Here is a 13,295-nt window from a genome sequence, read left to right as displayed (position 1 = left end):
TCCCCTGCTATCTGACAGGCAGCGATGAGCAAAGAAAGGACATCGCAACTTATCTTGTTCCCTATAAAGCATAACTTGTGCGAAACTGTGGCAGTTCTAGAGGAAATATGGATCAAGACATGTATAACTGGAATTTAGTTGTGATAGTGTTGTTTGGACTAACTTACTTTCCATTTTTATGGCTTATAGGTATGAGAACCAGTGCTAAAGAAATACTCTATAAAAATAAATTTTATGAGATAGATCCCAGGGCGTTGATACCTAAATGGGCTCAAATCAGCACACAGTTATTTTTTTATGCGCACTACTGCTTTTTTTTAATTCCGCTGTCAATGATCAGCTGGTTACATGGTTTAGCAGCGTTTGGAGCGGGTGTTTTAATGTTTGTTTTAACCCCATTGCTATCCTGTAGTTATCCAAAAATATTCAAACAAAATGCTATGCGAGTATATGAGAATGACCCTAATGCGGGACGTCAATTAATAAAGATTTTAAGGGCAGCCAACTGGCGATAACTCTTCCTGTAAATTCGGGAGTTGAGACGAGTATTACTTCGCGATTATTACGTTTTCTCAGCTGAATGATACTGTTAGGGACATCATCTACAGTTTGGATCACGAAGACACTCCGAAAAAATGGCCGCCATCATTAAACTTATGACAATTTTCAGGACTTAACGTCCGCTTCTGGAACGGACTGGCTAACTGGTAGGGGTCGACTGTGAGAGAGGAGATGACACTCTATTTCACAAAAAGTAGTATTGTTCTACAAGCAGCTTTCATAATGAGGTTTTATGAAAATAAGAAGGTTCCGTAATGGGGATGAAATCTCATTATTTAACGTGTTTTATTCTTCTGTACATACCATCGCATCCCACTACTACACACATGAACAAATTGATGCCTGGGCCCCGGCAGAAATCGACCAGGAACAATGGGCCAATCACATTAGGGAACTATGCCCTTTTGTTGCAGAGATTGATGGCGAAATAGCTGGATATGCAGATCTCCAACCAAATGGGTATATTGACCATTTTTATGTCTCAGGAACCTATTCAGGACAGGGGGTAGGGACATTACTAATGAATTGCATTCATGAGGAAGCGAGGCAACATGGAACTAGTGAGCTTACTTCAAATGTAAGTAAGGCTGCGGAAGCGTTCTTTCTACGACACGGCTTTCATGTAGTGGAGAGAGGTTTTCCTATTTGCCGTGGAATTACAGTAGAAAATGCACTGATGCGAAAACATTTGGCGAAATAATAAATAACCTGCAGCAGGCAGCATTGTTTGCCTGGTTGAGCTCAACAAACCAGAACAATGAATGTCCGCTCCTTGCACAAAGCTTCCCGTTGGCCAAATGGAAGTTGGCACATTTGAACCGGTCCTGGACTGACCCCGCCCCGGTAGGCGATCCTGCCCTATATCTGTCGCCGGGTATCCATCATCGAGGAAGCGTTAGGCCGGAGCGTTGATCGAAGTATTTTCACGCCGGTGCGTACTTTCAGTGCGTCAATCAACTATTGAATTAGTTTTCTTTGCAGAACAAATAATATTATTAAATAACAATTAGTTACTTTCTTAGCGTCTGTTTTCGCTCCACTGGCCATTAGCCCACTTTAGCTGCTGACAGAACGACTGCTCCAACAATTTATGCTGTAGAAGTCCGTACCAAAATTATTCAATTCTGTGACCGGCAGCATGAATATGTGTATTGCTAATAACTCAGCTTTATGGATATAAATAAATTAACTGAGAGGTAAGTCAATAAGCGAGAACAAATAATACAGCTCGCATATCATACTCTCAGTCCAGGACTGTTTCAAGAAATATCTATGGTGATTATAAAAATAAAGGAAGAAAGTATGCAAAAACATACAGCAGGACGATTCAGGAAAAAAGCTATTACAGCCATTCTCTTAATCAATATCCCTTATTTTATTATGGCTGATACGATGCAGATACAACTACCTCATAGCGAACTAGCTGAAAACACAGGAAATGATGGGAGCGATAATACCTCTAATCTTGGCGAGAATGGTGGTGATGGCAAATTTGCCTACGAGATAATCCCATCACAAAGCAATGAAGATAATAAAGTCACAACCATTGCATATATTTTTGGTGGTAATGGTGAGGCCTGCTCTTTAAGGGCCGGTTTAGCCGTCAGTGAACAATGAATGTGTTCAGCCAGGCTTTGCCCCATTTGCCAGGCACGCCCAAGCGGAGAAGCGTAAACACGCTCTATTTGATACTCACTTGCACTAAACGCTGCTAGTAGGACGGATGTTTCACGCAAACCCCGACAGGTCAAGGGGCTATCGCTGTGCCCCTGAATAATTCCTTCCAAATTCCACTCTGTTTCTGCGTGTCGAACAAGTATCAATTTCATCGTTAGCTGGCCATGCTCGTTGTTGATCAAAATGTCCCAACTGCGCGATGTCAAACACACACCGTTGAAGCAGCGGAAGGCTTTCCTGTTTTGGAAATAATGAACAAGTGTAGCTTATTGCCATTATGCAGCGGCTCTGGGGGTGAGGCGCTGAATTTTATCCGTAGTTAACTTCCGCTCTTGGCACGAAGCGGACAGAACTTTAGCGGCGCAACGCGCCATAAACCAGAAGTGGATTCTTTAGTTCCGAAAGCTGCTTGCTATTTGAGCGAAAGGTAGTGCAATCTGTGTAGCCTCAGCTGAACCATGGAATTATGCCAGACAAATATGATGCTAGAATTCATGCTTTCTCAGTATGCTCAACTGCCCGTACCACAGGATATTCTCCATAGCTGGCTTGAAAAATGGATTTCTGAGCAGGAAAAATACTGTGTGGATAGCACCTTTTCAGCAAGGTTCCCGTGGAAAGAAACTGGCTTGCCACAGGAGTATTTTTTACAGCGAAAACTTAATATTGATGGACAGCATTTTCTTACTGGTCCGCGTTACCGTGGGGGCGATATCAATAGCCCTTTCATTGACATTGTCGCTTCAGACTCCAGTATAGATTGTTCTGTACTCAAATACGTTTGCCAAGAGTGGGCGCAGCTAAAGCCGCTGTACATTCGAATTCTCACGCCCGGCCATCATAAAAATCAGGGTATAACAGATCAATTCATCTATGCATCCTGCCTGTCAGGTGCCTCAGAATATCAGGATGACACAGTAACTCTGAGGCTGGCTAAACACGCCGATTTTGAATGGTGTCGAAAGGCGCTCATGGATGCCTATCAGAATTCGTTGTCAGCTATCCCAGCCTTAAGAGGCAATCTGTGCTCTGTCGATGACGAAGAACTCAGTGATTATATTTCAGAAGGCGTTGCACATATTGTTTATGAAGAAGGAGTACGCGTCGGACTAATAATTTGCGAAAAAGGAGGCGTCGCTTTTTTAAGTGGCCACCGGATTTCTGAAGAGGTAATCCTTCCTGCCTTTCGCGGACGCTCTCTGGCCTCCCGGGCTCAGCGCCTGCTTTGTAACCATCTTCAACGCTCCAGCCGGGAACCCTGCCTAATGACAGGGACTATCATTCCGGAAAATTTGCCCTCGATAAAGACAGCTGAAAAAGCGGGGCGGACATGCATTCTCAGATTTGAGTATTTACCTGTGATGTTTAGTTAATCTGCTTAACCTGAACGTTAAATCTGTTGCTGCGTGTGATATGAAATATGTCTATATAACTCTTTTCTTGCTGCACAAGGCAGACAAGATAAGTAGCGTTAAGGTCCGCTATGAGCGAGAAGCGGAAGTTCGCAGGTTATTACAACCGGATGTGTTCAGCATATGATTGGCGGTGAGCAGATCACCGCAACTACTTTTTAAAAAAAAGCCCCCCCCCCAACAAGGCCAACAAAAAGAAGGCTGTCAGAATAATCTTTTAATTCATTAAGATATTCATCGTTGTTGCTTTTCATCTTCGCAATAGCTTCCTTTGCACTTTCAGCTTCAACCTCGAAAAAATGTTTTTTGTACCCTTTACGCTTGAGAAGCTCTTTTGCTTCATCATTTACACTACTTTTGGTAAAGACTCTTGCGCCAGACTCGTTGTAATAAAAAACATATACGCTCACAGTAAACCTCCATGAATAGAACGGTTATTTTCTTTATTAACTTAGCACCGTACCCTGTATGGGTATAGTCATACAGGGTACGGTGATTACACTGTTGCCGGCCCCTGGGCTTTTTTGACTACGGTTGTGCGACACGAGCCATCAGTGCGTCAATCTGCGGCATTAACGCCTCATGGTGTAGTCCTGCTGACCAGCTACCCGTTGGTTAACACATTGTGATTCCTGCAATGTCCGCTTGTGGCACAAAGCGGACAGACAGACAGACTGAGCTGAAGGTCCGCTATGAGCGAGAGGGGGACATACAGAACGAAGTTCATTACATATGAATTAAACATTTCTTACCTGAGAACGTCGATTGTCTTTTGGGATAGCTAGGCTTTAGACTGCTGGTAATCGTCAGTCCGGAGGCCTTTGAACAGGCCTCGTCGTGAGGACAGGAAATGTCTACTGTTGAGGGGTCAGTCCAGATCTTGATGCTCAGGGCACGCCTCTCCATTGGGCGCATTCGCCTGTCAGTGTGTGGTTCGTCGCGGGACTATAGGGAAGAGAAAAAACGTTTAATAGGAACAGAGGGATTACAGGTACCTCATGGTGCGAGTGTATAACGTTTGCTATACAATATCATTGTGATATGCTTGTAAAGCAATTGCTATACAAGGAGTACACTCATGAAATCAGATGTCCAGCTCAACCTCAGAGCCAAGGAGTCTCAAAGAGCACTTATCGATGCTGCTGCAGAAATCCTTCATAAATCACGCACGGACTTTATCCTTGAAATGGCGTGCCAGGCTGCTGAGAATGTGATCCTCGATCGTCGCGTATTCAATTTTAACGATGAGCAGTATGCTGAGTTTATCGATATGCTCGATGCGCCAGTCGCGGATGACGCTGCCATCAATAAACTCCTGGCAAGGAAACCTCAGTGGGACCTGTAACAGCACCAGAACCGTTATCCAGCTCTCATCAACTAGCAGAGTTCGTCAGTGGTGAGGTAGTACTTGATGACTGGCTGAAACAGAGAGGATTAAAAAACCAGGCTCTTGGCGCAGCACGAACGTTCGTCGTTTGTAAAACAGATACTAAACAGGTTGTCGGTTTTTACTCTTTGGCCACCGGCAGCGTTAACCACGTGGAAGCAACGGGAAGCCTCAGGCGCAATATGCCAGATCCAATTCCCGTAATCATACTTGCTCGCCTAGCAGTCGATTTTTCATTCCGTGGTCAAGGGCTCGGGGCCGATTTACTGCATGATGCAGTTCTGCGCTGTTACCGTGTAGCTGATAATATTGGAGTCCGTGCGATTATGGTTCATGCACTGACTGAAGAAGCCAAAAACTTTTATCTTCACCATGGCTTTAAGGCATCGCAAACCCAGGAACGGACTCTGTTTCTGAAGCTTCCGCAATAGATTCATTGGCAAGAAAGGGATGTGGTTGGCAATAACTTATTGATATTTAATGGCATATTTAATTTGTTTAACATAATCTTTGTTATGCGCACCAATATAATCCCAGCGGTCGCTGAACGAAGATGACCTACTTGAAGCTATGATAAAGCTTCAGGGGAGCTCTGAGGCCATCTTTGGTAAAAGGTGAACTTATCGGAAACCTCGCACTCACTGACCAGCAGCGCTGTGTTGCAGCTAATGCAATCAAAGCCAGAGAAAATTTCTGAGAAAAGCAAATAACTTCAATGATATTATAAAAAAAGAAAAACGTCGGGAAGCCGGGGAAAAGTCCGGGTGTAACAAAACCCCGAACCGCTTCGCGGTATCGATATGCGCCTAAGCTCTTTCAAGGATTGCTCAATGGATCTAACACCAGAAGTAGAGAAGCTGGGGCTGTTCTTCAATGAATTCAATAAAGAATCTGATCGGGGAGCTGTCCTTCTTGCAGCATCAATGCTAGATGAAAGTCTCTTTGAAATTATCGATAGCTTACTAATATCAAACAAGTCAGCTAAAGAATTGATTTCAGGATTCAATGCACCACTTAGCACTTTCTTTGCGCGACTTAAAGCCGCACATGCCCTTGGATTGATTATGGATCATGAGTTTGATGAGATTGATTTAATCAGAAAAATAAGGAATGAATTTGGACATGGCTGGAGAGACATTTCTTTTGAGAATCCCAAAATCAAAAAGGCATTAGACAAGTTACCATGGCTTGGGCCAGATGATGTGATTCAAAGCTCCAAAACAAAATTTTCTTTTGCAGTAAGTATATTACTGGTCGATTTAATGTATAGAGCTAGGTTAGTAAAAAAAGAAAGGATGTTACCGAGGGTATGGGGACATCGGAGCAGAGGTTGATATACAAATGACAATTTATAAATATAGAGAAATAAATCAAAGAACATTAGAATTGCTGATAAACAGGAAAATATATTTTTCTCCTCCTGCTGATTTAAATGATCCATTGGATTGTTCTATTGATATAGAGTCGGAATATCAAAAGGTTGTCAATAAATATAACAGGTATATAAGCGAGGAATATGACCAAAAAGCATTTTTGCTATATATCCTCAACAATCACCACAAGGATGCCGATGGCAACCCACTGAAACTAAATGTTTTAATTGGTAATTTCATAAAAACCCTTGGTGTCTTCTCTGCATCAAAAAATGCCCGGGATGCTTTGTTGTGGTCACACTATGGAAATTCTCATAAAGGTATATGCTTAGGGTTTGATGAGTCTCTAATGCCAGATGAGGATGTTTTTATGTCAGGCGATATAAAATATAAAACTGCCCCCACATATCAAGAGATTTTCGAAGAGCTAATTGAAGAGTTGGGAACGTTTGTTCAACCCTGGAATCCTGACTCGAGCTTTCCTGACGAAAAAGGGGATGAATTTTATACAAAACAACTCCATGTCTTAATGGAGGGTAACTTATTAACAAAATCATCAAAATGGGAATATGAAGAAGAATACCGCCTCATTAGAAACAAGCATGGGATGTTTTCATTCTCCCCACAGGCTTTAAAAGAGGTTATTTTTGGAGTTAGAACATCGGAAGGTGACAAGGAAACAATACGGAATATCTTGTGCTTTCCTGAATATCAACATGTAGAAATAAAAAATGCAGTTAATCTTCCAGGTAGTTTTGATTTTGACATAAAGGCAGAATAATGGTGCGCACAATAACGTTATGCTAGAGAGGCCGCATGTGGAAGCTGATTTTCACTGCGGCCTTTTCAACATATGGACATTTCTAACGAGCCAGTGATTAGACAATTCTAGTGAGATTTGACAAATATTGTAGTAGCTAAATTGAGATGTCAGTCTCTGACTAAATAGTCTCACCACAGCGATCACTGCTTGCAATGGATGAGACTCATGACGGCATACGGAACGGAGTTTGTTTCAATGAACTATGCAAACCGACTCAGAATCCTTCAGGATGTTATCGACCCTGTCTTACAACACGCCTTGTTACCAATCGGTTGGAGATCTCAGACAGACACTGCCGCCGGTTAACCGCAGTCGTAGTCAGCCTGGCAACCGGCAACTGTTGCTAGGCCTGCACATTTCTCGTTTATGTCGATAATGCAACCAGCCGGTTGATGTTAAAGTCTTATATATATTACTTATCTTCTTTATAAAAGTCAGGGCCTAAAGCTTCCAGATAAACTTTTGGTGTTTGGGTTGGTTTGCCGTAAGCCCAGCCAAGAAGTGAAAAGTCTTTAATGTACTTATGAGTTTTGGAGACAAATGTACCGCCAGTATACATGATATTAACACCTGAGTATTTCACTGACCCATCAAACTGAATTGCCCAGTTATTTGAAATGGTGATGCCATCAAGACGGAGCATTTGGTTACGAGTAAGATAACTGTTGATGATAGATTTGGACGTCCGTTGATACCATTCTGCAAACTTAGCAGAACCATCGTCCCCTTTTTTATACGTCGATAAAGTTTTATCTAGGCTAGCTTTGGCATTACGATTGTATCGTTCTGTAATCTTTTCGATGTTCGATTTAGATACAGTGCAAGTATAACTCACACCTTTCTGAATACCGTCCCAGTCGAATGACTTCCACTCGCCCTTTTCACAATCCTGACGAGAAGACATAACCACTGATAGTGGCCGTTCATCTCTGAACTCGTTATATACTTGCGATTTAACCTTATCGATGTATTCATCAGCAAAAGCGAAATCGGAACCAAGAAGCATAGTAACCAAGCACAGATATTTAATTGCGTTTTTCATTTTTTCCCTTATTTCTTAAAGATAGAATGTTCCAGGATGTTGGGTACATGACCAAAGAGATTCCTTTTTTCCTGAGCATTATACCAGTCAGAAAAAGACAGGTGGATTCAGTTAATATCACTGTTATCACCGTCCAGCACACGTACAATCCAACCGCTGAGATCAGAACTGGCCCCAAAAATTACCTGACCTATTAAGCATTATATTTTATCAATAAAATCAATCTCTTCAAATAATAAATTATACTTCTCAAGTTGTTCTGGATTATCATTAAGCTGCCAAGAAATTGCAGATTTAAAATATATAATTAAAAGTACGGTTTAACTTTTTCGTTGTGCGATTAACAATATATTATCTCATCAATTGATGTGTTCACAAGCCATTAAATGTACAGGCTAATCAATCTACTTATTAAAATGTACGTTTGAAAAAGTAGACTTCCTACGGTACGCTCTGGTGGTATCATTTACCCAGATTTTTCACTCAGCGCGCCGATCCCTTTCCGGCCCGGACGGAGCCCGACATGATCCTGATACCCGACGACGAACCGGAGCTGAGTCTGCCCGCAGCCGTCATTCCACCCGGTGAGGAATTTCTGCCGGCGCTGTCTGGTGAGAACGCTTCGGTCAGTCCAGCCCGGGCCTACCTGCTTTCCCTCAATTCCCCCCGCAGTCGGCAGACTATGGCCTCGTTCCTCAGCATAGTTGCCGGTATGCTCGGCGCCACGTCCCTCGATGCCTGCAGCTGGGGCAGCCTGCGTCGCCATCACGTGATGGCCGTGACTGAACTGCTGCGCGATACCGGCCGGGCCACGGCCACCGTTAACACCTACCTGTCGGCGCTCAAGGGCGTGGCTAAGGAAGCCTGGATGCTCCGACTGATGGACGTCGAGAGTTTTCAGCACATCCGGGCGGTGCGTAACCTGCGCGGCAGCCGTCTCCCGCGCGGCCGTGCCCTGCCGCCGGAGGAGGTCCGTGCGCTGTTTGCTGCCTGTGAGGCCGATGATTCCAGTATCGGCATCCGCGATGCGGCGATGCTGGCCGTCATTCTCGGTTGCGGTCTGCGACGATCGGAGGCCGTTGGGCTGGATTTGCGTGACGTTGTCACAAATGAGCGAGCGCTTCTTGTGCTGGGTAAGGGAAACAAGGAGCGGCTGGCCTACATGCCGGCCGGTACCTGGCAGCGGCTGCAGAAGTGGGTTGATGAAGTTCGGGGAGAAAAAGACGGGCCACTGTTCACCCGAATCCGCCGCTTTGACACCCTGACGGACGACCGTCTCACCGATCAGGCGGTTTACCATGTTCTGCAGGTACGCCAGCGCCAGGCCGGGATAGCGAAATGCGCGCCGCACGATTTAAGGAGAACCTTTGCCACCGCCATGCTGGATAACGGCGAGGATTTAATCACGGTAAAGGATGCGATGGGCCACGCCAGCGTCACCACCACCCAGCAGTATGATCGCCGCGGCGAGGCGCGCCTGCGCACAGCTCGTGACCGCTTGGATCTAATATGAACTTAACAACATGTTAAGCGATTAAGCTTACAGGACATAAGATAAGGGTGCCCGCAGACTGCGCGATTTCTGGAATGGTACTACAGCGGAACTTTCGTTAACGTAGGTCTGCTGGTTGCCCTGTTTCCCATTCTGAGCCGGGATGGTTTGGACCTACAGGGTGACCGGCGATCTTTTTGCCTTCATTCAAGCTCTTTCCTCAAATGGGTACGAGGGTTTCTCCTCACGATCCTGGTTTGCTTAACCTAACAAGTATTCGGCTTTCTTTCGTGTGTTGCTGAAGACGTCGTATTGTATTCCTGACACGAATTACTAACCCAGCTGCTTTAATAAAAAACACTGCTTCGAGTTATAGTCATCGTCTGAGCATCTCGATTCAGACCAACAGTTTACCCGCCATTAAATCCTGTTGAAATCCCGCTACATAACGGTAGAAAAATATCAAATTGATAAGGCAATGAATTGCTTTGTTAATTTAGTTTTAAAAGTTTATAAAGCTTCATGGTAGTGAAGTTTAATAGGCATTTGAACCGTAAAAATTAGTAATGACAATTAATTACGCTACTAAACTAAACGAAATCTGTTTATTTTGTATTTTGACTATTTTCAGATTTAGATGATACTATTCTTATATCGTTTCAGTTCATGAAGTCCTCCGAACCACGGCGTTCCTGCCAATCCTGCTTATCGAGGTTTATATAAAAACATTATTAAGGCTCTATAATTTACTGATAATTATAACAATCCTATCTATCCCTTTGGCTGCATACGCAGGGAAATCCTCACGAGTCGAGTTTGAAGGAAACATAGTGACAGATACGTGCCAGAGTGTAGTAATTAATGAAAAACTAAATGTTAGCTGTTTTATTAAAAATAAAAAAATATCTTCATCAATAGATTATCCTCCCTCTAATGAACTTCTCACCTCATTGAAGTTAAAGGAAAAAAGTGGATTAATTCAATCTGTTACATATAAATTCCTGAACAAAGCAAAAAACATCAGGCTTGCCGAGATTAATTACCTTTAAGCCTTCCTTAAATAATAGAGGTTGTTATACACTGTGTTTGTCCCAGAGTTCGTATTTTCCTCTATTAATATACGCCTTAAATCTGCTGAGCTAAAAAGATAGTACTCTATATATGAAAAATATATAGACATATAGTCTTCGACTAAATCTATTAAGTTTTGGTTTACTGTGATGTCTTTTTTACTTATATCTTTGATGTATCCATCTTTTTCCAGGCTATTAACTAATCGCAGAACCTGCGTTCTTGAAACACTAATCTCGAACGCAAGTTGGTTGATTGTGCTGTTAATCTGCATATTATTAAAAGCTGATTTCATATACAAATACAGCAACAGAGAACGGCCGCCATCTTTATCAATATAATAATCAATTTTAGTGTTTATCTGTTTATATGTAACACCTTTCAATAAAGGAACAGATACACCATAAAAAAAATCCTGCAGAAAAGATCTAGACGCAATAGCCTCCATATTGAAATTATATTCAGGATGTAAGTTTTTTAACGGTGCGATAACAGTATATATATAACTCTTGAGGTCTTTCAATCCCTTTTGCGTTATTACCAGTTTTACGTTTCTCCTGTCATCAGAATCTCTTTCTGTATCTATGCGTCCTGATGCCTTAAGCAGTGAAATGACAGCTATAATACTGTTCTGACTGGATATGGAATTAATCTCACAGTAATTTTTTATATCTTTAATAGATTTAATGCTGCCACTAAAAATAAAGCAGCAAGTCATCAGTATGATATTGAATCTACTTTCATTGAGTATGTGCTTAAAGAATGCAGGCTGTAACTTCAATAGCGCTTTATCATTTTCATAAAATTTTTCTATAGCATTGAAAAAAGTTTCACGATTTCTTATCGTGGCCGCATTAGATATAATGGCTTGTTTTATTAATTCAGCTGACATAATTAACCTGCTAAAGATATGCCGGGTTTTAAAAATTCATTACTCTCCTGAATAAACTGGTCCATAGCCTCCTCTTTGAGTGGTTTGCTGATTAACGCTCCCTGAAAGTCCAGTACAGAAAGATGACGTAAGCAATTTATTTTTTCAATTCTATCAATGCCTTCCGCGATACATTTTCTGTTGGTTAAAGAACAATAATGCTGGAGAGACTGTATTAATGCTAGACAATCGAAGTCGTGCAGAGAGTCATTCACTGCTGAAATATCTATTTTATATCCATCAAACTTAACATCTCTGACAGGGAAAAATGCACTTTTAGCTGAAAAACAATCATCAAGAAATACACGATAGCCCATGTTCTGTATTGAGTTGATATTATCAATTACTTCAGGGTGATGTTCGAAGGAAGTCTTTTCATTAATTTCGAGAACCAGACTTTTACAGGTCTGATTAGTCAACGACGAGCGAGCAGCAGCGAGCATATTCACTAACCCCTGCTCATGAATCAACTGGTTAGGGAGGTTCACAGAGAAATAATACCGTCCCTGATACCTTTTTATCATTTTTATAGCATGGCGGAGCGCAAATGCAGTAAGTACCATCCAGGGGTACTTACTGCGCAATCCTGGAAGAAAATCACCAGGATATTTTATGGCAGCATCTTCGACCCATCTGACCAGCAGCTCAAAACCCTGCAGTCTGAGATTGTGGTTAACTATTGGCTGAAAAACCATAAAAATATCATCTGCTGCAACAGCATTTACAAAACGTCTTTCATTTTCTGATAAGCAATTAAAATGCCTGTCACAAATGATCCCGGATGTTTGATCTGTGGCCAGCGTTTCTATTCCCAAGCGTTTAAATTTTTTCATGCCAGTCAACCTGTAGTTGTATAGTGATTTAATACTTAGCCCTGTTTCAGATGCCTGTGATCTCATATCTTTGCCACGATAAACATTAATCAGTACCTGTAATTCGCGACTGCTCATGCCTTTGGACGTCATTTTGCCCATTACATTTTCAAGAAATGCATTACACATTAAACAGGTATGTATTGTGCTTCCCCTTTTTAGAAGTTTATCCACGTTCTCCACGGTACAACTGACAGGTGCAATGATAAAATCATTACGTCTGAGTATCTTCTTTTTTACATTAGCGGTTAATGTTTTAGCGATAAGCAATGCAGACGCATCTGTCACAAATACTACGGTAATTCTATTGTCACTTTCATTTAAGACTTTAATTATCTCATTTAGAGTCGAAAGAAAGCTAGGTTCATGCCTGGGCAAATGAACGACCGCCGCTTCAGGCAACCATGCATCTTTTGGCTCAACTTCAGTCGAACCTTCACTTCTAATGTTGAAATATTCTCTAATGCCATTTTTGAAAAAAACACATTCCGAAATAACAATGCTGACATCCATTTTAGTTTCTCCGCCATTTCAAGATTCAACAATGACGTTATATGTAAATATAAGTCAATGAAGCTTTCCGGCACAATTAAATTCGTAGCACTAATTGGTTTTTTTTGTGTCCATTTTATATGGAACTTTATGTCAGCATCG

At 42.1% G+C, this 13,295-nt stretch carries 13 protein-coding genes and 1 pseudogene; 9 read left to right on the top strand and 5 right to left on the bottom strand.

What is annotated here, in order from left to right:
• Window positions 1-119: 119 nt before the first annotated feature.
• The 3 genes from V1587_RS22625 (at window position 120) to V1587_RS22615 (ending at window position 2,178) form a co-directional block, all read left to right on the top strand.
• Window positions 120-515, top strand: a complete 396-nt coding sequence (locus V1587_RS22625; protein WP_248199590.1) for a hypothetical protein — start codon at window positions 120-122, stop codon at window positions 513-515.
• A 278-nt stretch (window positions 516-793) separates the two neighbouring features.
• Window positions 794-1,261, top strand: coding sequence for a GNAT family N-acetyltransferase (locus tag V1587_RS22620; protein WP_248199592.1), 468 nt, complete (start codon window positions 794-796; stop codon window positions 1,259-1,261).
• Window positions 1,262-1,863: 602 nt separating this feature from the next.
• A complete protein-coding gene (locus V1587_RS22615; protein ID WP_395314632.1) occupies window positions 1,864-2,178 on the top strand; it encodes a hypothetical protein in 315 nt (104 codons plus the stop codon).
• Here the strand turns inward: V1587_RS22615 and V1587_RS22610 are convergent.
• Window positions 2,136-2,390 (bottom strand): annotated as a pseudogene (locus tag V1587_RS22610) (histidine phosphatase family protein); the annotation flags it as partial. The gene V1587_RS22615 and the pseudogene V1587_RS22610 sit on opposite strands and share 43 nt — an antisense overlap.
• 330 nt (window positions 2,391-2,720) lie before the next feature.
• On the opposite strand from V1587_RS22610, the gene V1587_RS22605 reads away from it, so the two are divergent.
• On the top strand, window positions 2,721-3,611 hold the full coding sequence (locus tag V1587_RS22605; RefSeq protein WP_063411150.1) for a GNAT family N-acetyltransferase: 891 nt from the start codon (window positions 2,721-2,723) through the stop codon (window positions 3,609-3,611).
• 197 nt (window positions 3,612-3,808) lie between these two features.
• Here V1587_RS22605 and V1587_RS22600 read toward each other — a convergent pair whose 3' ends face one another.
• Window positions 3,809-4,060 (bottom strand): hypothetical protein, encoded by a 252-nt coding sequence (locus V1587_RS22600; RefSeq protein ID WP_395314607.1) that lies wholly within the window; start codon window positions 4,058-4,060, stop codon window positions 3,809-3,811.
• Window positions 4,061-4,728: 668 nt separating this feature from the next.
• On the opposite strand from V1587_RS22600, the gene V1587_RS22595 reads away from it, so the two are divergent.
• The 4 genes from V1587_RS22595 to V1587_RS22580 all read left to right on the top strand — a co-directional run bounded on the left by V1587_RS22595 (window position 4,729) and on the right by V1587_RS22580 (window position 7,191).
• Window positions 4,729-4,995: a DUF1778 domain-containing protein gene (locus V1587_RS22595; RefSeq protein WP_032640030.1), complete on the top strand. Its 267-nt coding sequence runs from the start codon at window positions 4,729-4,731 to the stop codon at window positions 4,993-4,995.
• Window positions 4,983-5,468, top strand: coding sequence for a GNAT family N-acetyltransferase (locus V1587_RS22590; RefSeq protein ID WP_395314606.1), 486 nt, complete (start codon window positions 4,983-4,985; stop codon window positions 5,466-5,468). The genes V1587_RS22595 and V1587_RS22590 overlap by 13 nt, the downstream gene beginning before the upstream one ends.
• Before the next feature lie 399 nt (window positions 5,469-5,867).
• Entirely contained in the window at window positions 5,868-6,371 is a 504-nt protein-coding gene (locus tag V1587_RS22585; protein WP_395314605.1) for an MltR family transcriptional regulator, read from the top strand.
• A gap of 7 nt (window positions 6,372-6,378) precedes the next feature.
• Complete coding sequence (locus tag V1587_RS22580) at window positions 6,379-7,191, top strand: DUF2971 domain-containing protein (RefSeq protein WP_395314604.1); 813 nt, start codon at window positions 6,379-6,381, stop codon at window positions 7,189-7,191.
• Window positions 7,192-7,645: 454 nt separating this feature from the next.
• On the opposite strand, the gene V1587_RS22575 is transcribed toward V1587_RS22580, so the two are convergent.
• On the bottom strand, window positions 7,646-8,275 hold the full coding sequence (locus V1587_RS22575; RefSeq protein WP_395314603.1) for a hypothetical protein: 630 nt from the start codon (window positions 8,273-8,275) through the stop codon (window positions 7,646-7,648).
• A gap of 523 nt (window positions 8,276-8,798) precedes the next feature.
• Here V1587_RS22575 and V1587_RS22570 point away from each other — a divergent pair.
• A complete protein-coding gene (locus V1587_RS22570) occupies window positions 8,799-9,788 on the top strand; it encodes a tyrosine-type recombinase/integrase (protein WP_049000240.1) in 990 nt (329 codons plus the stop codon).
• A 1,024-nt stretch (window positions 9,789-10,812) separates the two neighbouring features.
• Here the strand turns inward: V1587_RS22570 and V1587_RS22565 are convergent.
• Together V1587_RS22565 and V1587_RS22560 are read right to left on the bottom strand one after the other, a co-directional pair.
• Window positions 10,813-11,730 (bottom strand): hypothetical protein, encoded by a 918-nt coding sequence (locus V1587_RS22565; RefSeq protein WP_325795303.1) that lies wholly within the window; start codon window positions 11,728-11,730, stop codon window positions 10,813-10,815.
• A 2-nt stretch (window positions 11,731-11,732) separates the two neighbouring features.
• Window positions 11,733-13,154: an EAL domain-containing protein gene (locus V1587_RS22560; protein ID WP_371899305.1), complete on the bottom strand. Its 1,422-nt coding sequence runs from the start codon at window positions 13,152-13,154 to the stop codon at window positions 11,733-11,735.
• Window positions 13,155-13,295 lie beyond the last annotated feature (141 nt).

The sequence above is a fragment of the Enterobacter sp. ECC-249 genome (assembly GCF_043965265.1).
Classification (GTDB): Bacteria; Pseudomonadota; Gammaproteobacteria; order Enterobacterales; family Enterobacteriaceae; genus Enterobacter; species Enterobacter quasiroggenkampii.
This window is presented reverse-complemented; position numbering and strand designations above follow the sequence as displayed.

Coding starts and splice junctions, on each gene's coding strand:
- V1587_RS22625 (WP_248199590.1), top strand. CDS start 120: ATGTATAACTGGAATTTAGTTGTGATAGTGTTGTTTGGACTAACTTAC.
- V1587_RS22620 (WP_248199592.1), top strand. CDS start 794: ATGAAAATAAGAAGGTTCCGTAATGGGGATGAAATCTCATTATTTAAC.
- V1587_RS22615 (WP_395314632.1), top strand. CDS start 1,864: ATGCAAAAACATACAGCAGGACGATTCAGGAAAAAAGCTATTACAGCC.
- V1587_RS22605 (WP_063411150.1), top strand. CDS start 2,721: ATGCTAGAATTCATGCTTTCTCAGTATGCTCAACTGCCCGTACCACAG.
- V1587_RS22595 (WP_032640030.1), top strand. CDS start 4,729: ATGAAATCAGATGTCCAGCTCAACCTCAGAGCCAAGGAGTCTCAAAGA.
- V1587_RS22585 (WP_395314605.1), top strand. CDS start 5,868: ATGGATCTAACACCAGAAGTAGAGAAGCTGGGGCTGTTCTTCAATGAA.
- V1587_RS22580 (WP_395314604.1), top strand. CDS start 6,379: ATGACAATTTATAAATATAGAGAAATAAATCAAAGAACATTAGAATTG.
- V1587_RS22575 (WP_395314603.1), bottom strand. CDS start 8,275: ATGAAAAACGCAATTAAATATCTGTGCTTGGTTACTATGCTTCTTGGT.
- V1587_RS22570 (WP_049000240.1), top strand. CDS start 8,799: ATGATCCTGATACCCGACGACGAACCGGAGCTGAGTCTGCCCGCAGCC.
- V1587_RS22565 (WP_325795303.1), bottom strand. CDS start 11,730: ATGTCAGCTGAATTAATAAAACAAGCCATTATATCTAATGCGGCCACG.
- V1587_RS22560 (WP_371899305.1), bottom strand. CDS start 13,154: ATGGATGTCAGCATTGTTATTTCGGAATGTGTTTTTTTCAAAAATGGC.